Origin of the sequence: Pseudomonas paralactis, from assembly GCF_001439735.1 — a bacterium.
In the GTDB taxonomy this organism is placed as follows: Bacteria; Pseudomonadota; Gammaproteobacteria; order Pseudomonadales; family Pseudomonadaceae; genus Aquipseudomonas; species Aquipseudomonas paralactis.
The window spans coordinates 71,973-97,229 of record NZ_JYLN01000011.1 but is presented as its reverse complement, the minus strand read 5'-3'; the positions used below and the strand labels follow the sequence as shown (position 1 = coordinate 97,229).

At 58.4% G+C, this 25,257-nt stretch carries 28 protein-coding genes and 1 pseudogene; 20 read left to right on the top strand and 9 right to left on the bottom strand.

All coding sequences use genetic code 11. The annotated features are described in order from the left end of the window. Positions 1–137: 137 nt before the first annotated feature. Complete coding sequence (locus TX23_RS23390; RefSeq protein ID WP_057704238.1) at positions 138–605, top strand: ferritin-like domain-containing protein; 468 nt, start codon at positions 138–140, stop codon at positions 603–605. A gap of 144 nt (positions 606–749) precedes the next feature. On the opposite strand, the gene TX23_RS23385 is transcribed toward TX23_RS23390, so the two are convergent. Further along, positions 750–1,220, bottom strand: coding sequence for a MaoC family dehydratase (locus tag TX23_RS23385; RefSeq protein ID WP_003193747.1), 471 nt, complete (start codon positions 1,218–1,220; stop codon positions 750–752). A gap of 57 nt (positions 1,221–1,277) precedes the next feature. After that, positions 1,278–2,222 carry an alpha/beta hydrolase gene (locus TX23_RS23380; protein ID WP_057704237.1) on the bottom strand — a complete coding sequence of 315 codons (945 nt, stop codon included), beginning with the start codon at positions 2,220–2,222 and terminating at the stop codon, positions 1,278–1,280. A gap of 209 nt (positions 2,223–2,431) precedes the next feature. Between TX23_RS23380 and fadD2 the strand changes: the two genes are divergently transcribed. The 10 genes from fadD2 (at position 2,432) to TX23_RS23335 (ending at position 13,415) form a co-directional block, all read left to right on the top strand. Further along, on the top strand, positions 2,432–4,120 hold the full coding sequence (gene fadD2 / locus TX23_RS23375; RefSeq protein ID WP_057704236.1) for a long-chain-fatty-acid--CoA ligase FadD2: 1,689 nt from the start codon (positions 2,432–2,434) through the stop codon (positions 4,118–4,120). 318 nt (positions 4,121–4,438) lie between these two features. After that, positions 4,439–6,130 carry a long-chain-fatty-acid--CoA ligase FadD1 gene (gene fadD1, locus TX23_RS23370; RefSeq protein WP_057704235.1) on the top strand — a complete coding sequence of 564 codons (1,692 nt, stop codon included), beginning with the start codon at positions 4,439–4,441 and terminating at the stop codon, positions 6,128–6,130. Positions 6,131–6,496: 366 nt separating this feature from the next. Then, positions 6,497–6,649, top strand: coding sequence for a hypothetical protein (locus TX23_RS28065; RefSeq protein WP_157243946.1), 153 nt, complete (start codon positions 6,497–6,499; stop codon positions 6,647–6,649). A 77-nt stretch (positions 6,650–6,726) separates the two neighbouring features. Beyond that, positions 6,727–7,926, top strand: coding sequence for a YcaO-like family protein (locus TX23_RS23365; RefSeq protein ID WP_186563035.1), 1,200 nt, complete (start codon positions 6,727–6,729; stop codon positions 7,924–7,926). 12 nt (positions 7,927–7,938) lie between these two features. Continuing rightward, positions 7,939–8,604, top strand: a complete 666-nt coding sequence (locus TX23_RS23360; RefSeq protein ID WP_057704234.1) for a TfuA-like protein — start codon at positions 7,939–7,941, stop codon at positions 8,602–8,604. 6 nt (positions 8,605–8,610) lie between these two features. Then, entirely contained in the window at positions 8,611–9,375 is a 765-nt protein-coding gene (locus tag TX23_RS23355) for an aKG-HExxH-type peptide beta-hydroxylase (RefSeq protein WP_057704233.1), read from the top strand. 2 nt (positions 9,376–9,377) lie between these two features. Continuing rightward, a complete protein-coding gene (locus TX23_RS23350; RefSeq protein ID WP_057704232.1) occupies positions 9,378–9,653 on the top strand; it encodes a MoaD/ThiS family protein in 276 nt (91 codons plus the stop codon). Between the two features lies 1 nt (position 9,654). Next, positions 9,655–10,818 carry a ThiF family adenylyltransferase gene (locus TX23_RS23345; protein WP_057704231.1) on the top strand — a complete coding sequence of 388 codons (1,164 nt, stop codon included), beginning with the start codon at positions 9,655–9,657 and terminating at the stop codon, positions 10,816–10,818. Further along, complete coding sequence (locus TX23_RS23340; RefSeq protein WP_057704230.1) at positions 10,815–12,134, top strand: MFS transporter; 1,320 nt, start codon at positions 10,815–10,817, stop codon at positions 12,132–12,134. Before TX23_RS23345 ends, TX23_RS23340 begins: the two co-directional genes overlap by 4 nt. A 12-nt stretch (positions 12,135–12,146) precedes the next feature. Beyond that, positions 12,147–13,415 (top strand): cupin-like domain-containing protein, encoded by a 1,269-nt coding sequence (locus tag TX23_RS23335; RefSeq protein ID WP_157243945.1) that lies wholly within the window; start codon positions 12,147–12,149, stop codon positions 13,413–13,415. Positions 13,416–13,457: 42 nt separating this feature from the next. Here TX23_RS23335 and TX23_RS23330 read toward each other — a convergent pair whose 3' ends face one another. Further along, the gene (locus TX23_RS23330) at positions 13,458–14,174 is read right to left on the bottom strand and encodes an autoinducer binding domain-containing protein (protein WP_082629703.1); all 717 of its coding nucleotides are present in this window, start codon (positions 14,172–14,174) and stop codon (positions 13,458–13,460) included. A gap of 141 nt (positions 14,175–14,315) precedes the next feature. Then, entirely contained in the window at positions 14,316–14,693 is a 378-nt protein-coding gene (locus TX23_RS23325) for a hypothetical protein (protein ID WP_057704228.1), read from the bottom strand. A 194-nt stretch (positions 14,694–14,887) separates the two neighbouring features. Between TX23_RS23325 and TX23_RS23320 the strand changes: the two genes are divergently transcribed. From TX23_RS23320 to def, 3 genes are all read left to right on the top strand, one after another. Beyond that, positions 14,888–15,073, top strand: a complete 186-nt coding sequence (locus tag TX23_RS23320; RefSeq protein ID WP_005790739.1) for a CsbD family protein — start codon at positions 14,888–14,890, stop codon at positions 15,071–15,073. Positions 15,074–15,252: 179 nt separating this feature from the next. Next, entirely contained in the window at positions 15,253–16,203 is a 951-nt protein-coding gene (locus TX23_RS23315; RefSeq protein WP_057704227.1) for a YihY/virulence factor BrkB family protein, read from the top strand. 3 nt (positions 16,204–16,206) lie between these two features. Further along, a complete protein-coding gene (gene def / locus TX23_RS23310) occupies positions 16,207–16,746 on the top strand; it encodes a peptide deformylase (protein WP_057704226.1) in 540 nt (179 codons plus the stop codon). A gap of 30 nt (positions 16,747–16,776) precedes the next feature. Here the strand turns inward: def and TX23_RS23305 are convergent, their stop codons facing one another. Then, positions 16,777–17,205, bottom strand: a complete 429-nt coding sequence (locus TX23_RS23305) for a GNAT family N-acetyltransferase (RefSeq protein WP_057704225.1) — start codon at positions 17,203–17,205, stop codon at positions 16,777–16,779. A gap of 302 nt (positions 17,206–17,507) precedes the next feature. Here TX23_RS23305 and TX23_RS23300 point away from each other — a divergent pair, with 302 nt between their 5' ends. From TX23_RS23300 to TX23_RS28860, 6 genes and pseudogenes are all read left to right on the top strand, one after another. Further along, complete coding sequence (locus tag TX23_RS23300) at positions 17,508–18,437, top strand: fatty acid desaturase (RefSeq protein WP_057704224.1); 930 nt, start codon at positions 17,508–17,510, stop codon at positions 18,435–18,437. A gap of 9 nt (positions 18,438–18,446) precedes the next feature. Beyond that, positions 18,447–19,238, top strand: a complete 792-nt coding sequence (locus TX23_RS23295; RefSeq protein WP_057704223.1) for a phosphate/phosphite/phosphonate ABC transporter substrate-binding protein — start codon at positions 18,447–18,449, stop codon at positions 19,236–19,238. 108 nt (positions 19,239–19,346) lie between these two features. After that, on the top strand, positions 19,347–19,838 hold the full coding sequence (locus tag TX23_RS23290; RefSeq protein ID WP_057704222.1) for a sigma-70 family RNA polymerase sigma factor: 492 nt from the start codon (positions 19,347–19,349) through the stop codon (positions 19,836–19,838). A 48-nt stretch (positions 19,839–19,886) separates the two neighbouring features. Continuing rightward, complete coding sequence (locus tag TX23_RS23285; RefSeq protein WP_057704221.1) at positions 19,887–20,897, top strand: ABC transporter substrate-binding protein; 1,011 nt, start codon at positions 19,887–19,889, stop codon at positions 20,895–20,897. 172 nt (positions 20,898–21,069) lie between these two features. Continuing rightward, a pseudogene (locus TX23_RS28865) lies at positions 21,070–21,837 on the top strand (PAS domain-containing protein); the annotation flags it as partial. 18 nt (positions 21,838–21,855) lie between these two features. After that, positions 21,856–22,428, top strand: a complete 573-nt coding sequence (locus TX23_RS28860) for a methyl-accepting chemotaxis protein (RefSeq protein WP_407071392.1) — start codon at positions 21,856–21,858, stop codon at positions 22,426–22,428. A 129-nt stretch (positions 22,429–22,557) separates the two neighbouring features. On the opposite strand, the gene TX23_RS23275 is transcribed toward TX23_RS28860, so the two are convergent. The 4 genes from TX23_RS23275 to TX23_RS23260 all read right to left on the bottom strand — a co-directional run bounded on the left by TX23_RS23275 (position 22,558) and on the right by TX23_RS23260 (position 24,948). Next, the gene (locus TX23_RS23275) at positions 22,558–23,016 is read right to left on the bottom strand and encodes a hypothetical protein (RefSeq protein WP_057704220.1); all 459 of its coding nucleotides are present in this window, start codon (positions 23,014–23,016) and stop codon (positions 22,558–22,560) included. A 198-nt stretch (positions 23,017–23,214) separates the two neighbouring features. Beyond that, a complete protein-coding gene (locus tag TX23_RS23270) occupies positions 23,215–23,952 on the bottom strand; it encodes an NAD-dependent epimerase/dehydratase family protein (protein WP_057704219.1) in 738 nt (245 codons plus the stop codon). A gap of 14 nt (positions 23,953–23,966) precedes the next feature. After that, entirely contained in the window at positions 23,967–24,599 is a 633-nt protein-coding gene (locus TX23_RS23265; RefSeq protein ID WP_057704218.1) for a glutathione S-transferase family protein, read from the bottom strand. Positions 24,600–24,708: 109 nt separating this feature from the next. Continuing rightward, positions 24,709–24,948: a DUF6124 family protein gene (locus tag TX23_RS23260; protein WP_057704217.1), complete on the bottom strand. Its 240-nt coding sequence runs from the start codon at positions 24,946–24,948 to the stop codon at positions 24,709–24,711. Positions 24,949–25,257: the final 309 nt, after the last annotated feature.

Here is a 25,257-nt window from a genome sequence, read left to right as displayed (position 1 = left end):
ATCATGCAAATAACGCACATACAGATGGTTCAATATTTCGTAACTTATTGAGTTTAAAAGATAAATTAATTTTTAAAACCTGGCACGGGCGCTGCAATAACCAAGTCAACCTTCTAACCCGTACAAGGAATTGAAAAATGACTGACATCAATAAAGAATCGATCTCCGTACTGAACGACCTGATCGAGACCAGCATCGACGGCCAAAAGGGTTTCAAGGAGTGCGCTGAAGATATCAAGCATCCTGAGCTCAAGGCACTGTTTGCCAAGCGTGCTGTTGATTGCGGTACGGCTGCCGAAGAGCTGAAAACCGCTGTACGTGCTTTGGGTGGCGACCCTGAAGATTCCGGCAGTATGGCCGGCGCGCTGCACCGTGGCTGGGTCGACGTTAAGTCGATGGTCACCGGCAAGGATGAAGAAGCAGTATTGAACGAAGCCGAGCGCGGTGAAGACCACGCGTTAAAGGCTTACAAGGAAGCGATCGAGAAGATCAACAAGCACAACCTGCTGGGTATTCGTGATCTGGTGGAGCGTCAGTACCACGGCGTACAGCGCAACCACGACCAGGTAAAAGCCCTGCGTAACCAGGCTCGCGCTCAGTCGTAAGACCTGCACAGTAACAATTGTGGGAGGGGGCTTGCTCCCGATAGCGGTAAGTCAGTTGACACTATTGAGTGACTGACTCACCGCTATCGGGGGCAAGCTCCCTCCCACATTTGTATTGTGTAAATGCAGAGATTGCAGTCAGCCTCAGCCAATGCTGATCGGCGGCAACTCGGTCAAGGTCACCACCTGCTGCTTACGCGGCGCCAGAATCTCTGCCTCGCCATCCACTACCAACTCATCACGCTGGTTGAATACGCGTGTCGCGATGCGTACGCGAAACTTCGGCAGCTTCTCGAGAATTTCCAGGCGCACCGTAAGGGTGTCGCCAATCTTGACCGGCTTCTGAAAGGTCATCTGCTGGCCGATGTAGATAGTGCCCGGCCCAGGCAGCTCGCAGGCCACGGCAGCGCTGATCAGCGCACCGCTGAACATGCCGTGGGCGATGCGCTCCTTGAACATGGTCGCCTTGGCGTATTCGGCATCCAGGTGCACCGGGTTGTGGTCGCCGGACATGGCGGCGAACAACTGGATATCACGCTCTTCGACGGTTTTGCTGAAGCTGGCGGTCTGGCCCACTTCGAGCGCCTCGTACGGGGTGTTGGTTACCTGGGTCATCTAAAGGTGCATCCTGTGGCTTATCGATAATTTAATTGGCTGATTTTAAAGCAAAAACTATTCGCAGCGGGTTGGTCTGCGCAACGCCAGCGCTTGTTCCAGCCAGCTCAGAAGGTCGGCGGTGACTTCATCACGGTTGGTTTCGTTGAACACTTCATGCCGCGCCTGCGGATAGAGGTTCAATTGCACGTTCTGGCAGCCGGCCTCACGCAGTGCATGGGACAGGTCCTTGAGACGCTTGCCTTCGCTCACCGGATCACATTCGCCGCCCATCACCAGGATCGGCAAGCCCGGGTCGATCTGCGCGAGATTGGACGCTTTGCTGATTTGCTGCAAGCCGCCCAGCAGGTCGATCCACAACTGGTTGGTGCAACGAAAACCGCAGAGCGGGTCGTTGATGTACTTGTCGACTTCGTCCGGGTCGCGGCTCAGCCAGTCGAAGGCGGTGCGGGTGGGTTTGAACGCTTTGTTGAACGAGCCGAATGACAGGAACTCAATCAAAGCACTGCGACCGCGCAACCCCTGGCGCAGGCGTTCGATACGCGCGATCAGCCGTGCCGCGCTATACAACGCCACCGGCTGGAAATTCGAACCGCTGAGAATCGCGCCATGCAGGCTGGCGCTGTGGTGCAGCAAATAACCCTGGGCGATGTAGCTGCCCATGCTGTGGCCGAGCAAAATAATCGGCAGGTCCGGTTGCTGCTGGCCGATATGCTGGTTGAGGCTGGCCAGGTCGCCGACTACTTTGTTCCAGCCATCCTTTTCAGCGTACAGCCCCAGGGTGCCCTCATCGGCCGTACGCCCATGGCCGCGCTGGTCCAACGCATACACGCCGTAGCCGGCGCCGCACAACGCGTCGGCCAGGCGAGCATAACGACCACTGTGCTCGGCCATGCCGTGGGAGAGCATCACTACCGCCCTGGGCGCGCTGTCTGGCAGCCATTGGTTGACGTACAGGCGGCTGTGGTCATTCGTGGTCAGCCAGAAGGTGCTGTGGTTCATGGCGGCTTCCTTTGCTCAGATCGTTGCAGTGTATCGCTCATCTGCATATTGGCGAGGCATCTACCTACACGTTAGGCGCAAGATTCATACAATCAATGACACGATTTAGCGTATTTGCGTGTTTGCTTATAGCTGCTAACGTCGCCAAAGCTCCGCTTTTTATAAACGCTTAAAGCGGCCGGACACACTCAGGTAAGAGGACAAGAATAATGCAACCTGATTTCTGGAATGACAAACGCGCGGCGGGCGTTCCCAATGACATCGACCTCACCACCTACAAGTCTGTGATCGAGGTTTTCGAACGCTCCTGCAAGACCTTTGCCGACCGTCCGGCGTTCAGCAACATGGGCATCACCCTGACCTACGCCGAGCTTGAACGCCAAAGTGCCGCGTTCGCCGGTTACCTGCAACAGCACACCGACCTCAAGCCCGGCGAGCGCATCGCGGTACAGATGCCCAACGTGCTGCATTATCCCGTCGCGGTATTCGGTGCACTGCGTGCCGGACTGATCGTGGTCAATACCAACCCGCTGTACACCCCGCGCGAGATGCGCCACCAGTTCAAGGACGCGGGCGTGCGTGCGCTGGTGTACCTCAACCTGTTCGGTTCGCGGGTGCAGGAGGTTTGTACCGACACCGAGATCGACTACTTGATCGAAGCCAGGATGGGCGACTTCATGCCCGCCGCCAAGGGCTGGCTGGTCAACACGGTGGTCGACAAAGTGAAGAAGATGGTTCCGGCCTACCACCTGCCACGAGCCGTGTCGTTCAAGCGTGCGTTGCGCATGGGCGCGGGCCTTGGGGTGACGCGCCATCCGGTAACCCTGGACGATATCGCCGTGCTGCAATACACCGGCGGCACCACCGGCCTGGCCAAGGGCGCGATGCTCACCCACGGCAACCTGGTGGCGAACATGCAGCAGGTGCGGGCGTGCATGTCGCAACTGGGTGAAGACGGCCACCCGCTGATCAAGGAAGGGCAGGAGGTCATGATCGCGCCGCTGCCGCTGTACCATATCTATGCATTCACGGCCAACTGCATGTGCATGATGGTGTCCGGCAACCACAACGTATTGATCACCAATCCACGGGACATCGCCGGGTTTATCAAAGAGCTCAAACAGTGGCGCTTCACCGGATTGCTGGGGCTCAATACGCTGTTCGTGGCGCTGCTGGATCACCCGGATTTCAAGAGCCTGGATTTCTCCCATCTGAAAATCACCAACTCCGGCGGCACCGCTCTGGTCAAGGCCACGGCAGAACGCTGGAAGGCGCTGACCGGTTGCTCTATCGGCGAAGGCTACGGCCTCACCGAAACCTCGCCGGTGGCCAGCACCAACCCGTACGGCGGGCTGTCACGCCTGGGCACCGTGGGCATCCCGGTGCCGGGCACGGCCATGAAAGTGGTTGATGATCAAGGGCTCGAACTGCCGTTGGGTGAGCGCGGCGAGTTATGCATCCAGGGCCCGCAGGTAATGAAGGGCTATTGGCAGCAACCGGTCGCCACCGCCGAGACCCTGGACGCCGAAGGCTGGTTGAAGACCGGTGACATTGCGGTGATCGACACCGACGGTTATGTCAGCATTGTTGATCGCAAGAAAGACCTGATTATCGTCTCCGGCTTCAACGTCTATCCCAACGAAATCGAAGATGTGGTGATGGCCCACCCGGCCGTAGCCAACTGCGCGGTGATCGGCGTGCCGGACGAGCGCACGGGGGAGGCGGTGAAGCTATTTGTGGTAGCGCGGGCCCAAGGCGTGAGCCTTGAAGAACTGAAGGCGTACTGCAAGGCCAACTTCACCGGGTACAAGGTGCCCAAGCACATTGTATTGAGGGAGTCTTTGCCGATGACGCCGGTGGGCAAAATTCTGCGGCGCGAGCTTCGCGACATCGCCTGAATTGAAATAGGGTACAAAACTGTGGGACCCGACAAGCCAGCTCCCACAGTGTATTTTCGCCCTTGAGAGCTTGTTCCAGAGCCATTTCTGGCGTTATAGAATTTTTGCTCTAAAAGTGACCACTGGATATTCTTGAGTCATGTTTATGACTGTAGGGCCCTCTTTTGGCTCTAGGCGGCCCTTGGCAAAGCTGCTACTCTCGGCGCGCTTTGTGACGTCTCGGCCTGCTTGAAAGCGCCAGATTCACCTAAAAACATACACCAATAATAATCGCATCAAATGCGATGATGAATTCGCGTCGCTGAGGAGTGGGCTTCCATGAATGAAGACTTTTGGAAGGATAAGTACCCCGCCGGGATTGCTGCACAGATCAATCCAGACGAGTATCCGAATATTCAGGCGGTACTGAAGCAGTCCTGCCAGCGCTTCGCCAACAAACCGGCTTTCAGCAACCTGGGCAAGACCATCACCTACGGTGAACTGTACGAATTGTCCGGGGCATTCGCCGCGTATCTGCAACAGCATACCGACTTGAAGCCCGGCGATCGAATCGCCGTGCAACTGCCCAACGTTCTGCAATATCCGGTCGCCGTGTTCGGCGCCATTCGTGCCGGCCTGATCGTGGTCAACACCAACCCGCTGTACACCGCGCGGGAAATGGAACATCAATTCAATGATTCCGGGGCCAAGGCCCTGGTTTGCCTGGCCAATATGGCGCACCTGGCTGAAAAAGTCGTGCCCAAGACCGCCGTCAAACATGTGATCGTCACTGAAGTCGCCGACCTGCTGTCGCCGTTCAAGCGCCTGCTGATCAATAGCGTAATCAAGTACGTGAAGAAGATGGTTCCGGCGTATCACTTGCCCAAGGCCATCAAGTTCAATGACGTGCTCGCCAAGGGTCATGGCCAGCCGGTCAATGATGTCAGCCCGGCCAGCGGCGATGTGGCGGTGCTGCAATACACCGGCGGTACCACCGGCGTGGCCAAGGGCGCGATGCTGACCCACCGCAACCTCGTCGCCAACATGCTGCAATGCAAGGCGCTGATGGGCTCCAACCTCAATGAAGGCTGCGAGATCCTGATCACACCGCTGCCGCTGTATCACATCTATGCCTTCACCTTTCATTGCATGGCGATGATGCTGATCGGCAACCACAACATCCTGATCAGCAACCCGCGCGATCTGCCGGCAATGGTCAAGGAACTGTCGAAGTGGAAGTTCAGCGGGTTCGTTGGCCTGAACACCCTGTTCGTGGCGTTGTGCAACAACGAAGCCTTCCGCAAGCTCGACTTCTCCGCGCTCAAAGTCACCCTGTCGGGCGGCATGGCCCTGCAACTGGCGGCCGCCGAGCGTTGGAAGGCCGTGACCGGCTGTGGCATCTGCGAAGGCTACGGCATGACCGAAACCAGCCCGGTGGCCACGGTGAACCCGATCCAGCATATCCAGATCGGCACCATTGGCATTCCGGTGCCTTCCACCGCGTGTAAAGTCATCGCCGACGACGGCACTGAGCTTGCACTGGGCGAAACTGGCGAGCTGTGTGTGAAAGGTCCGCAAGTGATGAAGGGCTACTGGCAGCGCCAGGAAGCTACCGACGAGATGCTCGACAGCGAGGGCTGGCTGAAGACCGGCGACATCGCGATCATTCAGCCAGACGGCTACATGCGCATTGTCGACCGCAAGAAGGACATGATTCTGGTCTCCGGTTTCAACGTCTACCCCAACGAACTGGAAGACGTGCTGGCAGGCTTGCCGGGCGTATTGCAGTGCGCAGCCATCGGCGTGCCGGACGAGAAGTCCGGAGAGCACATCAAGCTCTTCATCGTGGTCAAGCCCGGCGCTACCCTGACCAAGGACCAGGTGATGGAACACATGCGTGCCAATGTCACTGGCTACAAGGTGCCCAAGGCCGTTGAGTTCCGGGATGCGTTGCCAACCACTAACGTGGGCAAGATCCTGCGACGTGAATTGCGTGATGAAGAACTGAAGAAACTCGGCCTGAAAAAATAAGCAGGCAATGGTTTTATTCAAACCCGTACTTACTGAAGTACGGGTTTTTTTTATCTGTTATTTCTTGAATTCAGTGATTTCATATCGCTACTAGTGCGGAAAAATTCTATAAATAAGTACGCTTTCGTTGGGCGAATAATGGAGCAGGTCGGCAGTTTAAATGCCCATGTTCATTGGCGATGAAGGCACTGTCGAAAAAATTAGCGCTGTGGCACTACAAAATCTTGTAGTTGAGTGTGATCGCGCAGTGCTCTAAAACTCTTCTTGCTGTTTCAGGGACGACACAATGTCGCATGGTTAATAAATGCGCCACGCCCCTGAAAAGTGATAGCCGATAACGGCATTCAGTTATTCAAGGAGAACACCATGAACGCAACTAATGAAACCTTCGCACTTGACGCCTCTGCTGTAGAAGCCTTTGCCGATATTCTGAATGACGAAGGCCAAATGCGCGCCGGGTTTGTTATTCACGAATCCAATAACAATATCTCCGCTGATATTGAAGACGCCGGCAAGTAATACAGCGCGTGCTATTCGAGTGTTCGAATAGCACGCACTTATTGATCAGGATTTCAGCAGGCAATTACATGTATCGCATGACCTCTAGTTTGCGCAAGGCATCACTGTCCGACACACTGGCCCATGCCAGAGAACTTGCCGTGCAATTGGGTATCACGCGGGTCACCAATACCACTTGGCTGGACAAGATCGGTATTCCGGTATTTGCCAGTATCCGTCCCGATGCGGTGGAAGGCTCGCTCTGTGTGAGTGCCGGCAAGGGTATGCGCGCCGAAGAGGCCCAGGTCGGTGCCTACATGGAGGCCATCGAGTTTGCCGTCGCCGAATACCGTAATCGCAACATTGACGTGTTCATTTCCACGCCACGCAAAGTCGCGGCACAAGCTGGCTTTGCCCACGATTTCGTTGATTTTTGCCCGATACTCGGCGCACCGATCGACCCCGATGGCCCCTTGGTGTGCGTGCATGCGCAGGACATCGCCACCGGGCAACAGTTTGCAGTGCCTGCCGAGCTGATTTTTTCGCCCTTTAGCGAAAACCAGGGGCAGCGCATTTTCGGCACCAGCACCAATGGCCTCAGCTCAGGCAATAGCGTGGACGAAGCCAGCGTGCATGGCATTGCCGAAATCGTCGAGCGCGACGTGCAAGCCTTTAACTTCATGAAAGACACCTCGCGCCTGATGTTGCGCGATTGCCCGGTCGACACTCTGGACCCCTTGTTCAACCGCGTCGAAGCCGCCGGGTTGAGCGCAGTGGTGCGCTACACCCCTAGCGTGATCGGGTTGCCCTACGTCCAAGGGTTCATCATGGAGCCTTCCGACGACGCGCCTATCGCCATCTCCTGTGGCTCCGGCCTGCATCTGTGCCGCGATATTGCGTCAGTCAGGGGCCTGGCCGAGGCGGCGCAATCAAGGCTGTCTTATATCCATGGTGGCCGGGATGATTTGATTGAGCGCTTCAAGTACTTCTCCGCCAGCGATCGCCAGGCGGAACTCGACGCCGTTGCGCGCTTGCGCAGTCATGTCAACGACCCAACTGAGGCTATCGCCTACTCCACGATCGAGGATGCCAATGCGCAGATCAACAGCATTGACTCTGCTCTTGAGTGTTTGCTCGGGCGCTTGCGTGAGCAGGGATTCGGCCAGGTCTTGCGGGTGGTGTTGAGCAAAAACGACTCACCGTTGGCGGTGGTCAAAATAGTTATTCCAGGCATGGAGTCGTTCCAGCCGGCACTCAAGCGCGCAGGTCCTCGCCTGTCCCGCTATATCGCACGCTAGGTAGGAGCACGCATGAAGCTGCATTTATTCGTAGGGCCGACGGCCGCAGGGATGGAGCCGGGGTTGCTGGAGCAGTCCGATGTGGTCGTGCACGCCCCTGCGCGACGCGGCGATATACAAACGCTGGTCGAGCAGCATGCACAACCGGGCTGCATCGCGATTGTCGACGGCACGTTTCACAGCTTCCCCTCCGTGGGTCATATCGAGATCCGTCGCGCTATCGACCAGGGTTGGAAGATCTGGGGCCTGGCGTCCATGGGGGCGATCCGCGCCAGTGAAATGCGCTTTCTCGGCATGCAAGGTTACGGGGTTGTCTATGGGCATTACCGCGACGATCCGGAGTTCGATGACGACGAGGTCACGCTGGTACATGAGATCGACGCGCCATATCGAGCCATGTCCGAGCCGCTGATCCATTTGCGAGGCTTTGTTGGCGCGTTACAGGACCAGCAGAGGATTTCTGCGCACGTCGCCCAAGGGATTATCCGCGACCTCAAGGAACGCTGGTACGCCGAACGGACCTTGTCGCGCTTGAAGAAATTGCTGCAAGCCAGCGGTGAGATGGCGCAGCACGAGGTAGACGAGGCCATGGCAGGTTTCAAGGCGTTTCGCATCAAGCGCCTGGACCTTGAAGGCTTCCTCGCTTCGCGTTGCTGGCTCAGCGGATCAGAGGGCTGATTGGCTATGAGCCCTAACGCGTTTTTCAACACTGTCGGCGGCTTGCCGTTTATCGATGAAGGCGTGCGACCGGCCACGTTATTGGCCGCAGTGGCGTGCAGCCGTCGCAACGCTGACCCCCAGGCCCATGCCGCGTTGACCGATTACCTGGAGCCATCCAACGCGCGAGCCCTGTTCAAGCGCCTGGCCACCAGCCAGGTCGAGGAGTTCGAGTCCATGGACTGTTCGGACGCCGAGCAGCAGCAGATCCGCAGGGCCACGGCCGCTGTGTGTCAGGCGAAGCCGTCCTGGGATAGTTTTTTCAGTATTCCCGTTCGGTACCGCAGGCTTGTGCAGCCCATGAGCAGCTCGACCAGTGCATTGATTCCCCAGACCATTTACCTGGGGGGCAGGGCGTTTGATTCGCCTATCCCTTTGGAAGAAACCCTGGTGCATGAACATGCCCACATCTGGTTGAACTTCGTCATGGAGGTCTACGACCTGCAAACGTCCGAAGCGCCCAGGGATTACGTGCTGCCCTCGGGCACACGTGGCAAGACCCTGCGAGGGGTAATGGCGGCTGCGCACTTTGCCGCGGCGGCCCTGACGTACTACCGCCAGCTCCCCAGTCCTGCGGCTGGCCCGGAGCGCCAGTTGTACTTGCACAAGTATTTGGCCGGCTGCCTGGATACAGCCGCCCAGCGCCCATTTTTTACGGCGATGGGCAGCCTGGTGTTCGCTGCACTGCAAGACTGCCATGAGCAACTTATCAAGCGCCCGCAAGGAAACTGACCATGCCCCAAATCATTATCGCCAGCCAATTCGCGGACCTGACCAATGGTCGCAAAACCTGGGCGTTGCCCTGTACCACTGCCTTACAGCTGATGGATGGCCTGCGTGTTGACGAGCCGCTGTTGTACAGCGCCATTGTCGAAGGCGATTACTGCCTCAAGCCATTTATCAGCCTGGTGATCGACGACATTCCCTATGCCGATCAGGAACCCTGGAACGAAATTACCCTGCGCCCGGACTCCACGGCACTGATCATCAGCGCCGTGGCGGGAGGCTGATATGGCTGATGAACGCTTCAGTCAGCAGGAGCACGCCCACTACGCCCGGCATTTCCTGGTCAAGGGGTTTGGCCCTGAAGGCCAGGCCCGGCTCAAGGCGGGCAAGGTGCTGGTGGTGGGGGCGGGTGGATTGGGCTGCCCCGCCTTGATGTATCTGGCTGCCGCTGGCGTCGGCCATATTGGCATTGTCGAGGATGACACCGTCGACATCAGCAACCTGCACCGTCAGCTCCTGTTCGGAGTCGGTGATGTGGGCTCGCCAAAAGGCGCCGTGGCCCGGCAAAAACTGCTCGATAACAACCCGCATATCGACATCCGGCATTTCGCCGATCGGCTCGACGAAAGCAACGTCATGGCTTACGTACACGACTACGACGTGATCCTCGACGCCACGGATAACTTCACCACCAAGTACCTGCTCAACGATGCGTGCTATCTGGGCGGCAAGCCGTTGGTGTATGCCTCGATCAGCCAGTTCGAGGGGCAGGTAGCGGTATTCAACCTGCCGGACGCGCACGGGCAATGCTCTACCAACCTGCGCGATATTTTCCCCGAGCCACCGCCGGCCGGGCTGGCACAGAATTGTGGCGAAGCCGGTGTGCTGGGGGTGTTGCCGGGCATTGTCGGTTCAATCCAGGCGTTGGAAGCGATCAAGATCCTGAGCGCAGTGGGAGAACCCTCGATCAACCGATTGATGCTCTTTGATGCCTTGAGCCTGCAACTTCGCCAAGTGTCGGTCCGCCACCGCGCCAGCAACCCGCTCAGTGGGGAGCAGCCGCGGATCCGGCAGCCTCAGGCCATCGAGGCCAATTGCGCGGTGGCGGTTGGCGCGCAGTACGCTATTTCGCCCCAGGCACTGGAACAACGCCTGCTCAGCGACACTGTGCTGCAACTGATTGATGTGCGGGACGGTCACGAGCACCTGACGATGTCCCTGGGCGGGATCAACATTCCTTTGAGCGAGTTGCCTCAACGCCTGGCCCAGACAGTGGCTGGCGTTGAGACGGTGATTTACTGCAAAAGCGGCGTGCGCAGCTTGAAAGCCTTGCATGCCATCAGCGCCGCCGTCGGCGAAGGCCGTTGCCGCAGTTTGACCGGCGGGCTGGACGCCTACGTTGCAGCCGGTTGCCTGGAGCGCCTGCGCCGCGCCGAGGGGGTGCAATGAGTAATCCGTCCCTGGGGGGGCTGGGGCGGGATTTCTACCTGATCCAACTGGCAGCGTTTCTGAACGCGGTGGGCACGCGTTGTGGTCAATTTGCAATCGCCTGGTGGGTGCTGGGAAAAACCGCAGACCCCGTTGCGTTTGCAGGCTTTGTCGCGGTGGCTACCTTGGCGGATGTGCTGGCACGCGCCGTGTTTGGCTGGCTGGGCGATCAGTATGACAGGCACCGCTTGCTCGTAGGCTGCTACGCCATCAGCGCGACGATGACCCTGGTATTGGCTGGCCTGGGCACCCTGGACCTCTACCTGCCCTGGTTGATTGCGGGCTGCCTGGCCATTTCCGGGGTCGCCATCGGCATTCGCGACCCGATCCAGATGAGCCTGACACCCATGCTGGTTGCCACCCATAGGGTCAGCGATGCGGTGCGCCTGAGAAGCATCGTCGGTTCCTCATCTGCGCTGATGGGGCCTCTGGCGGCGGGCATTCTGCTGGGCCCACTGGGCGTGTTGGGCACCCTTTGGCTCAACTCAGTGGCGGTTCTGGTCGCATTGGCGCTGATCGTGCTGGTCAGGGCACCGGCTGCCGGTCCTAAACCTGGCGCTCGGCAACTGTCCTATCTGGCGACGTGGTACACCCGTACCCGTGAGGGCTTTACCGCGCTCTACCGGGTCAAGCCGGAATGGAACCTCAGCCTGCTGGCGTTCATTGTCAACTTCTCGTTGTATCCACTGTTCGCCGTGCTGTTCCCGGTGTTGATCAATGGCTATTTCCCCCAGGACTTGTGGTTGATCGCCGTCACCGAAGGCGCCTTCGCGGTGGGCCTGCTGGCCGGCAGCCTGTTCCTGGTCAGACGCGCCAATGAGCGTTGGGGCCGGCCCGGTGTGGTATTTGGCGGCTTTCTGCTGGTGGGGCTGGCGATGGTGGGTTGTGGGCTTTTCAGCCAGTTCTTTCACGCCAGGCCCGGTTGGTTCGCCGGGGTAACGGTGCCCTTGTTGTTTATCGCAGGCATTGGCCTGGTCATGGTGACCGTCAATACCTCAACCGTGCGAATGCTGGCTACCCCCGACAATTACCGCAACCGGATCGGGTCAGCGACCTCGTTTGTGTCCGGCATGGTCATCCCTTTCGGGGCGCTGGTCGGTGGCGCGTTCGCTGAAACGCTAGGCGTGGGTTACGCCATGGCTACCTTGGGTTTGCTCATCGTTCTGGCAGCCCTGCCGTGCATGTTCAGTGGGGTACTGGTGCGTGTCCTGGGCATGGGCGATGAACAGATCAAGAACATCTACAAGGATTTTTACCCTGATGCTTTCCCGGATTGAAGGTGAATCATGATGACTGCCACGACCTGCGCCCCTGTGTTCGACGCAAACAATACACCCACCGTGCCGCCGGCTTTCTGGGAGCATTTTGTCAGCCTCTCCCATGACAAGACGCAGCCGGTGGTGCTTGAGCAGGGCGCACTGATAGAGCCACTGCTGAGCCTGGAGGACGCCTTCGACCTGGCCCGAAATGTTGTCGAGTCGGGTGACATGACGGTCAACGCAGATGGGCAGATGCTCAAGCAACCAGCCGTCCCGGGGTTCCCTCACGCCTTTGACGGGTTTGAGCAGTTTGTGCGCGACTTTGCTGCACTCAATCATGCCGATGGCATTACGTTCACCCGTGATTATTGCTTAAAGCACTCCGGTACCGTTGCGACGAAACTGCGCGCGTTTACCCATGGCTACAGCGAGCGCTACGGCATGCCTTACCCGGGTGCCAACGCCGTATTTATCGGCGGCCGATACCGGTCGACCTGGATCGGCCTGCATAACGACTCATGCGATACCTTCCTGTTTCCGTTGTATGGGCGCAAACGCATGATGATCTGGCCTCCGGCGTATTTCGATGAAATGGCCCTGGAGAAAAAGTCTGCGCTCAATGGGGTGTGCTTCGGGCATATCGATGTCACGCCCTACGCCGCCGATGCCACCATTTACGAAGTCGGGCCAGGGGAGATTTTCTTCATTCCCGCCGGGTGGTGGCACTACAACAAGCTTGATGAGCTGGAAACCACGCTCACCGTGTCGGTTGGCATGTTCAGTCATGGCACGGCACAGGGCTTCTGTGAAAACCCGATCAAGGCCGCAATGGTGTCCAGGGCCGGTACTGCGCTGACGGGCGCGATTGCCCAGGTGCCAGGCGGGGTATTCGAATCGTTGGCCGACGTGGCACTGCCATTGCCAGTGGCGCAGTTCGTCGATTCGATTCGCGACAACAGCAAAATCCAGATGCTGCTCAAGTTGTCCGCCAACGGCATTATTCGCGACCGCACCTTGGGGCGCCCCGGCGGGGCCGAGTGCTGGCAGCGGGTGGTCCGGGCGAGGGCTGACAGCCCGTTGTACTTGCTGGCGCTGGATCAAGAGGCGGGGTTGCTGTTTGCGGGGGGCGCGATGTTGCGTGTTCAGCCGTTACCGGCTGTGCGTGCGCTGATCAATGTATTGCAGGGCGGGGCGCCAATAACCCTGGCTGAGGCGCTGCCGGAACAGGCCGGCAATGAACACCTGCACTCAGTGGTGCGCTGGTTGTATGAGCAAGCCGCGATCGACGTGTTTACCTGAGCGTGTGCTGGCGTAGCGGTCATGGCCGCTACGCCTCGCGCATCAGATATGGCCTTGGGCTACGGCATAAGTTACGGCTTGAACTCGATTACAGGCGCCAATCTTTTTTTGGATATTGCGCAGATGAAAGTTCACTGCGTCGGCAGTCACATTCAATATGCGGCCAATCTCTTCTGAAGTTTTTCCGTCTGCCGTCCAGCGCAGGACTTCTTTTTCTTTATGGCCGAACTCAATATCGAGGGTCTGAGTCAGTGCATCTTCCAATTCGAAGATGTGGTAGCCGACGGTCTCGGCGAATGCTTTGAGCAGCGGTTTCAGGCTGTCCAGTTCCACCTCTTCAATGCTCCTGGTCTGGCGTGAAAGAGACAGGAGGGCGATATAGCCGCGGGTATTGAACGACGGTTGTGCAATGCCAACATTAAGTTGATGTGCCTTGGCATCTGACCAGAATTGCGGGCACTCTTCAAACAGCGCGTCAGACCAGCAAACAGGCTCGGAAGAGACCTTGCAATGACGGACGGTGGGGTCGATAACGGCGTAGTTCTGCTCTTTGTAGCGTTGAATCCATTGGCTTGGATAGTTGCCATAAAGATGGATTTTTGGCCGCGTGAAGGGCGTTGTTTCGCATACGGCGTAAGCGAAAAAGTCAAAGCCTATGGTGTGGGTAAATACGCGGGCCGATTCGATAAAGTCAGTCAGCGGCTGTGAGGTTGCGCAGTGTTGATTGAGTTGTCTTATCCATGACGTATAACGCTCCATATACTGGGCTCCATTTTATAAAAATGCAGTTCAGTATAGTTACATTTTGAAATATATGTAAATGTGAAGATTCGCGACTGCACTTTGCAGTCGCAATATCAATGACTTATTACTTGTGTGCCCAAGCCCTGCGCGGATGGGTTACACGGCGAACGTTGCAAAGCTCACGCCCGCACCGGCCGGACGTACATCCTTGAGGAACGAATCCTTGTCCGCGCTCAGCTCCAGGGTAATTTCCGGCTTGCGCTTGCCTGCATTGCGTACCACCAACCCTTCCAGCTTTTCACGCAGGAACACAGTCGGCACCTTCAGGTGCAACAACTGGTCAGTCTCGGCGTTGTGCATCAGCAGATGAATCCACTCGTACTGGCCCACGGCAATCCGCGCCACGGGCAGATCGAACCACCAGATGTTGCGCTTGTGGTCCAGGTCGGTGAAATGGCAGTTGTTGACGCCGAGTACGGCACCGCCCAGTTCCTGGTTTCTGCGGGCGATAGCCTGTGCTTTATTGAGTTTCATAACCTTCCTACGGATCTGTTATTCAGCGTTGTAGCCTGAATCTGCCGGGCATTCTCGTGGGTTGGGCACAAAACATAAAGCCAAACCTGTGGTGGGCGATGAAATGCCCCGAAAATAAATGAAACTCTGCCGCTTCGCTTCGAGTCAACCGCTACGTAATGACCAAAACCCTCGATTGTTCCAGGAGAAATACCATGAGCAGCACATCGGATAAGGCAAAAGGTTTGGCGAACGAAGCAGTCGGCAACATCAAGCAGGGTATCGGCAAAGTCACGGACAACGACAAGCTGCGTGCTGAAGGCGTGATCCAAGAGAAAAAAGGTGAAGCGCAGCAGGCAGTCGGCAAGACCAAAGACGCGGTGAAAAAAGCCACCGAGTAAGGCGTTCTGCTGGTTTTACCCAGCAGTCTGGCGGCCATCTACGGATGGCCGTTTTTGTGTGAACGGTTGCAACTAAACTTTGGAAATTGTTTCAAAGTCGCCAAATGGGCTACTTTGATGTAGAAAACGGCCCCTGAGTCGCCCACGAACTCAACCTCTTTGCGGCGAAAGGAGACGCTATGATTTTTCCGGTACTCGATGGTCTCAAGCTGCACAAGGTGCTGATGCGCACCGTCACTGAATTTATCGATGACGAGATGCCGACTTACGCTTCGGCACTGGCCTATCAGATGCTGTTCTCGTTGTTCCCCTTCCTGCTGTTTCTGATCGCCCTGATCGGTTTTCTGCATCTGCCGGACTTCTTCACCTGGCTGCGCCTGCAGTCGGAACTGGTGTTGCCGCCCCAGGCGCTGGAGCAGGTCAACCCGGTGATTGACCAGTTGCAGCAGTCCAAGGGTGGCTTACTTTCGGTCGGTATCGTGATTGCGTTGTGGACAGCCTCTGCGGGCGTGCGCCTGATGATGAGCGCGATGAACGCCGCCTACGACGTCGTTGAAGGCCGGCCGATCTGGAAGCGTTTTCCGCTGTCGATTTTCTACACCGTCGGCATCGCCGGCATGTTGCTGGCCGCTGCCGCGCTGATGGTGCTGGGCCCGCAGGTCATGGAGTGGCTGGCCGGGCAGATCGGCATGCAGGAATTCGTCGTCACCCTGTGGACCATCCTGCGCTGGCCATTGATCGTGATCCTGCTGATGTTCGCCGTGGCACTTATGTACTACGTGATGCCTGATGTTGAACAGAAATTTCGGTTCATCACCCCCGGTTCGGTATTGGCGGTGGTGGTGTGGATCGTTGCGTCCCTGGGCTTTGGCTACTACGTCAAAACCTTTGCCGACTACAACGCCATGTATGGCAGTATCGGTGCGATCATTGTCCTGCTCCTGTACTTCTATATTTCCGCCGCGGTGTTGTTGCTGGGTGCGGAAATGAATGCCGTGATCGAACATATGTCGGCCGAAGGCAAGGACCCGGGTGAAAAGGAATTCGACGAGCCGGGCCATGCCGGTGAAAAACAGCACGTCTCTGGCCTCGGCCGCGACCACTCCAAGCCCACTACTGATGAAGTCTGATCAATGATCCGTGAAATCCTGAAAATGGGCGATGAGCGCCTGCTGCGTATCGCCCCGCCGGTGCCGCCGGAAATGTTCGACAGCCCCGAGTTGTGGCAACTGATCGACGACATGTTCCAGACCATGGAGCACGTGGGCGGTGTTGGCCTGGCTGCACCGCAGATTGGTGTCGACCTGCAATTGGTGATCTTTGGTTTCGAGGCCAGCGAACGCTACCCTGAAGCGCCGCCGGTGCCGCAGACCATTCTGATCAACCCGCTGATTACGCCGCTGAGCCCGGTGCTGGAAGAGGGCTTCGAAGGCTGTCTGTCCGTGCCCGGTTTGCGCGGCGCCGTAAACCGTTACCAACAGATCCGCTACGAAGGTTTCGATCCCAAGGGCGAGCCGATTGTGCGTTTTGCCGATGGCTTTCATGCACGGGTGGTGCAGCATGAATGCGACCATCTGATCGGTCGGTTGTATCCGTCGCGGATCACCGACTTCAGCAAGTTCGGGTTTATCGACGTGATGTTCCCGGAGTTGGACCCAACGGCTGACGAATAACTCTGGCCATAACGCCGCTCCCACATGGGATCAGTGTTTATTCAGGACTGGGGCATTGAGCCCCATCGCAATCATCGGCTTATTGCGCTTGTAACGCACCAGCCGTTCACTCAGCGATTGCGGCAAAACCGTTTCCTGGCTGAACCCCATGCCCCGATACAACCCTTCCAGGTCCGGATGGCACAGCAACCAGACCGTTTCCTCACAACCTGCCACGGCCTCTTCAATCAGTCGCGCCGCCAGCCCCTGGCCACGATAAGTCGGCGCCACAAACACCCCCGTGAGCCACTGCCCACCCACCACCGGGCTCAAGCACAAGCCGGCCACGATCTCGCCCTCCCGCGCTACCCACAAACGGCCGCCCTTGAGCGCCTTCATCGATGAATTGTGGCTACGGTAAAACTTGTTCAGCAGTGGCCACAGAGGCTCTGCCAGCAGTTCAATGTGCAATGGGTGCATGGCGTTCAGGCAAGCGTTATTCAGGGCCGGGGATTATAAGCGCCTTCTGCCCGGCAATAGGTGGTATACCCAGTGCTACATTCCCTGTTAGCGGAGTACGCATCATGGCCAAAGGTATGGATTCAAAGAAAGCCGCGAAGAAAAAGCCGGCAAAGACCGCGGATGAAAAACGCGCCGACAAGAAGACCAAGAAATCCGAAGCAGGCCTGTTCGGTCACTGAGTTACAAGCTTAGAACCAAACGATCTGCAAGATTTTCCCGCGCCATTGCACAGAGCAGGAAACACCTGCTCTGAGCTGCCGATGACCCACTACCTTGATCTGACCCAACGCCGGGAAATCGAAGCCCTGGCGACGACCTTTGCCGCAAGAACCGAATGGCCGACCTGGTTGCTGTTGATCGGTGTATATGCCGGTTGGTTCGCCGTGATCCTTGGCAGCCAGTGGCTGGGCCTGTGGCTGAGCACATTGTTGCTGATCCCGATCGTGACGCTGTGGCTGTCGGTGCAACACGAACTGCTCCACGGCCACCCAACCCGCTCGTTGTTGCTCAACAAACTCCTCGGCTACGCGCCTTTTGCGGTGTGGTATCCCTACACGCTGTACCGCGACAGCCACCTGTTGCACCACAACGACGACGACCTGACCCTGCCGGGCATCGACCCGGAAAGCCGCTACCTTAATCAGCAGCAATGGGATAACAGCTCGCTGTTCGAACGTGGCGTGCATTGGCTGACCAAGACCGTGCTTGGCCGCTTCCTGCTGGCTGCGCCGTTGGCCATTGGCCGGTTGGCCCGTCATGAGTTTCAACGCCTGCCCCAGGTATGGCCGATGTGGCTGGCCCACGGCGCCGTCACTGGGCTGATGCTGAGTTTCATCGCCGACTACAGTGCGCTTGCGGTGTGGCATTACTTGCTGCTGGTCAGTGTGCCGGCCTTGTCCCTGGCGTCGATCCGTTCCTACTATGAACACCGCCCACACCTGCAACCGGAGCAGCGCACCGTACTCAACGAAGCGTCCTGGCCATGGACCTGGTTGTTTCTCAACAACAACTTGCACCTGGTGCACCACGACCTGCCGAAACTGCCCTGGTACCTGCTGCCCACGGTCTACCGCGCCCGGCGCGAGCAATGGCTGATGCGTAGCGGCGGCTTCCTGGTGCAAGGCTACGGCCAGTTGATCAGCCGTCATGGCCTCAAGGCCATCGACAGCCCCCGGCATCCTTTTGCGTGAGAGATGTTCATGAGTGATCACTACGCCGAACTGCTGATGTATGCCGCGCCCGAACCGGTCCAGCAGGCCAACCGGCAGTGGCTGACGCGCATCCTCGAACACTTGGGCGTGCGGCGTCTTAACGCCGATCACCTCGACTTGCCCAGCCTGTGGCTCGCGCCCGAGTTGCTCATGACCCAAACCTGTGGCTATCCGCTGATGACCCAACTGCGCGGCCAGGTCCGCGTGATCGGCCGCCCGCGCTATGAGCTGCCCCACAGCAGCCACGGCGAACATTGCAGCCTGTTGCTGACTCGCGACGACAACCCACGCCAGACCCTGGCGCAGTTCTACAACAGCCGCGGCGTGATCAACGGCCACGATTCCAACAGTGGCATGAACCTGTTGCGTGAACGCCTGGCGCCATTGCAGCAAGCGGGGCGTTTCTTCGCCAGCGTCGGCATCAGTGGCGCACACCGCGAGAGCCTGCGCTGGCTGCGCGAAGACCGTGCCGACCTCGCGGCCATTGACAGCGTCACCTACGACTACCTCGCCCGTTATGCCCCACAGGAAGTGGCGGGGCTGCGCATCATCACTCGCAGCGCGCCGAACCCGACCTTGCCTTACATCGGCCCGCTGGGCATGAGTGACAGGCACGCGGCCCAGATTCGCCAGGCAATGAATCAGGCGTTGCTGGATTTACCGCAGATTGCCCACACACTCGGCGTACACACCGTGCTGCCGGCCAGCGAAGACGACTACCAAGTGCTGCTGGATTACCAGCAACAGGCTGCGAACGCGGGCTACGTGAAACTTTATTAGGTTATATAAAAATACCTTTTAAATATTATTAAAGAATAAGCCGCCTTGCTAGGATCGCTGCACCGGAACACCGGACATAACGCGCAACCTACTTAAGAAGGAGCCACTATGTCCGGCGCCGACACAGCTCACCGCGACTATGTGGGCGCATTATTCCGCAGTCATTACGCCTGGCTATGCAGCCGTTTGCACCGTCACCTCAACTCCCGTGCGCACGCCGAAGACATCGCCGCCGATACATTTGCCCAGCTCCTTGGGGTATCCGGCGTAGCGCCGATCCGTCAGCCCCGCGCCTTGCTGACCACCATTGCCCAGCGCCTGATGTACCAGTTTTGGCGTCGCCGTGACCTGGAGCGCGCCTATCTCGACGGCCTGGATTTCGACGAAACCGCCAGCACGCTCTCTGCGCAAGACCTTGCGCAACAGCTCGAAGCCTTGCAGGCCATCGAGCAATTTCTCGACCGCCTGCCGGCCAAGGTCAAGGCGACCTTTTTACTCGCCCGCCTGCATGGCCTGACTTACCCCGAGATCGCCGTCGAATTGGGGATATCCCAGCGTTCGGTCAGTGACTACATGGCTCGCGCCTTGAGCCGATTTTGAAGACTGCATCCATCACGTGTTGTGAACCGACTGACCAAGAGGCAAGCGATGAAAAAACTGAAAAACCTGCTGGGTTCGCTGTTGGTACTCACCGCCCTGGCCCAAACGGCCGTGGCCACCGAAGCCGGTAAACCCATCCACTTCGGCGATATCACCTGGGAGAGCGGCAGCCTGATCACCGAGTTGCTGCGCCTGATCGTCGAGAAGGGCTACGATCTGCCCACCGACACCTTGCCCGGCAGTACCGTGAGCCTGGAGGCGGCCTTGGCCAAGGACGATATCCAGGTGATCGGCGAAGAATGGGCCGGGCGCAGTCCTGCGTGGGTCAAGGCCGAGAGTGAAGGCAAAGTGTTCGGTCTGGGTGACACCGTCAAAGGTGCCACCGAAGGCTGGTGGGTGCCCGAATACGTGATCAAGGGCGACGCCGAGCGCGGTATCAAGCCATTGGCGCCAGAGCTCAAGTCGGTGGCGGATCTGGCCCGCTACAAGGACGTCTTTCGCGACCCTGAAGACCCAAGCCGTGGGCGCTTCCTCAACAGCCCCACCGGCTGGACCTCGGAGATCGTCAACAGTCAGAAACTCAAGGCCTATGGCCTGACCGACAGCTTCGTCAACTTCCGCACCGGCTCCGGCGCGGCGCTGGATGCCGAGGTGGCGTCGTCGATCCGGCGCGGCAAACCCGTTTTGTTTTATTACTGGTCGCCCACGCCGCTGCTGGGCCGCTTCAAGCTGGTCAAACTGGAGGAGCCCGCGTTCAACGCTGACGCCTGGAAAACCCTGGCTGACGCCAACCACCCACACCCCGTTGGCACGCGTTCGTTGCCGGCGCACCTGGCCATTGGCGTGTCGGCACCGTTCAAGGCGCAGTACCCGCAACTGGTCGCGTTCTTTGAACAAGTCGACTTGCCGATTGACCTGCTCAACAGCACGCTGGCGCAGATGAGCGAGAAGCGTCTGGCGCCGCGCCAGGTGGCGCTGGCGTTCCTCAAGGAACAGCCGCAGGTCTGGGAGCCATGGGTGCCGGTGCCGGTCGCCGCCAAGGTAAAGGCTGGTCTGTAAGCAAGTTCTGCGCTGCCAGCGTCCTGCTGGCAATGCTGGCTGATTGATGGCCTTGCATAGCGCCAAGCCCTGTCTATGCTCACTCAGAACCGTTAATGACGCTGGCATGTGAAGCGTTTGAATGGTTGTGTCCCCATGAAAGTTTGTCAGCACTATCCAACTCAAGAATGGAATGCGCCTACAGGCGCCGGGACTCAAGGGTGATCTGACCATGTTTAACCGCCAGCACAAATCCGACCTGCAACAAATCCAGCACTTTTCCTGTGCGCTCACCGAAGCCAACGCCAAGCTCGCCGCCATCAGCCGTTCCATGGCGATGATCGAGTTCGACCGCACGGGCGTGATCCTCGATGCCAACGAGAATTTCTGCAAAACCATGGGCTACAGCGTCGAGGAAATCCGTGGTCAACATCACCGCCTCTTTTGCGAGGATGCCTACACCCATACCGACGAATACAGCAAGTTATGGCGCGACCTGGCGCGGGGCGAAGCGCTCAGCGGCACCTTCATGCGTTTGAACAAGCGTGGCGAGCAAGTGTGGCTCGAAGCCAGTTACATGCCGGTGCTGGACAGCGACAACCAGGTACGCAGTGTGATCAAGGTCGCGTCGGATATTTCTGCACGGGTGCACCATGAACACGAAAACCAGAGCCTGATCGACGCCATCAGCCGCTCCATGGCCGTGATCGAGTTCACCCCGCAGGGTCAGATCCTCAATGCCAACGACAATTTCCTGCGCACCGTGCAGTATTCACGCGAGGAAATCATCGGTCAGCACCACAGCATGTTCTGTCATCGCAATGAAGTGGAGTCGCCAGCCTACAAAGCTTTTTGGGCTTCGCTCAATCGCGGCGAATACCATTCCCATCGCTTCGAGCGCAAAAACAAATTCGGCAAAACCTTGTTTCTGGAGGCGTCCTACAACCCGATCTTCGATACCAACGGGCGCCTGTACAAAGTGGTGAAATTTGCCAGCGACATCACCGACCAGGTCACCACCCTGCGCACCGCCGCCGATTCGGCCCACGCCACCTCCGTACAAAACGACGCCTGCGCCCGCAAGGGCTCGCAGGTGGTGCAGCAAACGGTACAGATCATCGAGGCCATCTCCAGCGACCTGAACCAGGCCGCCCACAGCATCGACGCGGTCAACAAACAGTCCGACATCATCGGTGCCATCGTGCAGACCATTCGCAGCATCGCCGAACAAACCAACATGCTGGCGCTCAACGCCGCGATTGAAGCGGCACGAGCCGGCGAGCATGGACGCGGGTTCGCAGTGGTGGCCGATGAAGTGCGCAGCCTCGCAGCACGCACCAGCCAGGCCACGATCGAAATAGTGGATGTGGTGCGCAAGAACCACGACCTGTCATTGAGTGCGGTGACGAGTATGCAGGCGAGCTTGAGCCGCACGGGGCTCGGCGTGGAACTGGCCAATGAAGCGGGGCAGGTGATCCTGGAGATCCAGGAAGGCTCGCGGCATGTGGTGGACGCGATCAGTCAGTTCAATTCGACGCTGCAACTGCAATAGCAATAGCTGCAAAGCCGTCTGTAGGCGCGAGTTTGCTCGCGAAAAACTCAAGGACGCCGCGTTCATTCTGGATGTGCGCGTCATCGTTGACGACCTTCGCGAGCAAGCTCGCTCCTACAGGGGATGGCCTTAGATCGCAGCCAGGGTTTCTTTCACCGCCTGCGCCTGAGGGTCAGTCGTTTTCGCTGCTACCTGCTGCGCTTGCTGCTGCTTGAAGCGCTCGGACACTTCCTTGGCAAATGCCTGCTGTTGCTCGGCTGGCATGGCGTTCAGCTCTTCCAGGGTCAGGCCCCGTTCTTTGAGCAATTGATCACGGATGCGTTCGGCCGGCGTTTTAGTCATGTAGTCGGTGAACTCACTGCGTGCTGAACCGGCCTGCATCTGCACGCGGGTCTTGGCGAAGGCCTCGTCGATACGGTCGCTGTTGTTGTCCAGTGCCTTCTGCGCCGCCGGTAGCGTGACGCTTTGCTGCGCAACTTGCAGGGCACCGCTGTACAGCGCGCTGGCGGCGGCGTTAGCGGGGTCCATGTCGGGGCGCTTGAGTTGCTGGACGGTCGATAGGGCTTGGGCGTTGTTGTTAACCAGCATGATGGGGCACCTATGAAAGTGTTCGGTGCGACGGTTCCAGCAAGTTACATGCCGGTTGCACTATCCCCTTGTTTACGGGGGGATGGCGTGGCCGTTGGGGCGAAAGCGCTGCCGCTGGCGGCCAATTGTTGCCGTTAATGGCACATGTTTTTCAGTACAGGAGTACTCGCTCGCATAGCGCGGACACGGACGGCGGGCTCAGTAAGTAATCGCAATTTCAAATGCTTGAAAGGCATCATCCTGCGGATGGTAGCCCAACACCCGCGTGGTTTCGCTCAGATCCAGACGCTTGAAGCGATTATTGGAAATGCCATGGGCGATCAAATGCTTCACGCCCTCGACCTCGACCGAGCGTTGCAACAACTGCACCGCATCCCGCGGGCTGAGCCAGGCGCTGAGGTCGCGGGCGTTGTTCAGCTCGTGGGTTTCGGGGAATTCAAAGGCGCCGATACGCAGGGCGATGGTCGACAGCGGCGTCTTGGCTGCGTAGTAGCCACACAGTGCCTCGCCGTAGCATTTGCTCACGCCATACAGGTTGGCGGGCATCACCGGCATACCCGCAGTGATCTGGCGATCCACCGGGTAGCCTTCGATGGTTTGCGCGCTGCTGGCCAATACCAGGCGCTGCACGCCGGCAACCACGGCGGCTTCGAACAGGTAGGTGGTGGCGAGGATGTTATTGGGCAGCAGTTCGTCGAACGAGGCGCTGGCATGGGGGATGCCCGACAGGTGCACGATCACGTCGATGCCTTCGAGCAGGGTAGCGAGGCTGGATTTATCGCTGAGGTCGGCGTGTACGAAGCGGTGTTCACCCAGGTCGAAGTCCGGCGCGAGGCGGTCGGTAAGCGTGAAGCGGTAACGATCCTTTGATGCTTGGAAAAATGTCTTGCCGATTCTGCCGCAGGCGCCGGTGAGTAGTACGTTGAGTCCGTTCACGGTGTAGTCCCTGTTTAGTTGTGGCCGTCGAGGGCGAAGGTGTGGAAACCTGCGTGCTGGCCGAGCCGCTGATAGTAAGCAGCAATGGCGGGGTAGGGTGGACGCTGCATCGGCGTCACCTGCCAGCGGTGTACCGAGAGGCCGATGAGGATGTCGGCGAGGGTGAACTCATCGCCGGCTACATACGCGCCGGTTTTGGCCAACTGTTGTTCGAGAATGCCCATCCTGTCGTTCCACCGCTGCACGGCGGTGGCAATCTGCGCAGCGTCCAGGCGATCCGGGTTGTTGCGCACCAGTGCGGTGAACGCGTCGCCCCAGGCGCGGTTGAGTTCGACGGCTTGCCAGTCAATCCATTGCTCGACGCGCGCTCGTGGCGCGGGTTCGACGGGCAGCAGGTCGCTGCGTTGATAGAGGCCGACCAGGTAGCGGCAGATGGTGTTGGATTCCCATAGCGCGCCATGGTCGTCGATCAAGACGGGGATTTGGGCGTTGGGGTTCAAGGCAAGGAATTCGGCGGACTGCGTGGGCTTGAAGCCGATGCCCCAGTCTTCACGCACGTAGTCGATGCCCAGTTCCTGGCAGGTCCACAACACTTTGCGCACGTTGATGGAGGACGTGCGGCCCAAGATTTTCAGTGAATGTCCCATGGTGCTTCCCTGGCGATGGAAAGTGGTCAATCTAGCAGGGGTAAAGTGGGCACGGTTAAAAAATGTGGGAGGGAGCAAGCCCCCTCCCACATCTGGACCGAGTAAGGTCTCAGCAGCGCGGGGTGTGCTGGTCCATGGCTTTGCCTACCAGCAATACGCTCAGCTCGCTCAGTTGATGAATGGCCAGGGCCACATCACGGTGTTTGCCGGTGAGGTCATCGGACAGGTCGAGCAGCAAGGTGCTGACGGAGCAGACGGTTTCGTAGCTGTTGATCAGCAGGGTTTCGGTCGGGGTATCGGGGACGACGGTAAAAAGGGTCGTTGGCGGACTGGTTGTAACCTTGCTCATAAAAGGTGTTCCTTAATGTGGCTACACCTCGTCGCTACTAAACGAAGGGGTGGCAGCTGTACGCAGGTTAGTAGACCGGTGAACACCCAAAGCCGGCGCACCCGGAGGTGCCCTACGCACAGCCGCCATCGAACATAGGAGAGGCTCGTGCACTTAGGATGCTCAAATTCAGGCTACTAAACCCGATCACCGAGAAATTCAGCGACCGGCAAACCTTAAAGACCGCCACCCAGGCGCACAAGCCGGCGGATTCTGACGTAAGCGTAGGTAATGGAGCAAGGCACTTGCCGCGATGTCAGCCGCTTCCTA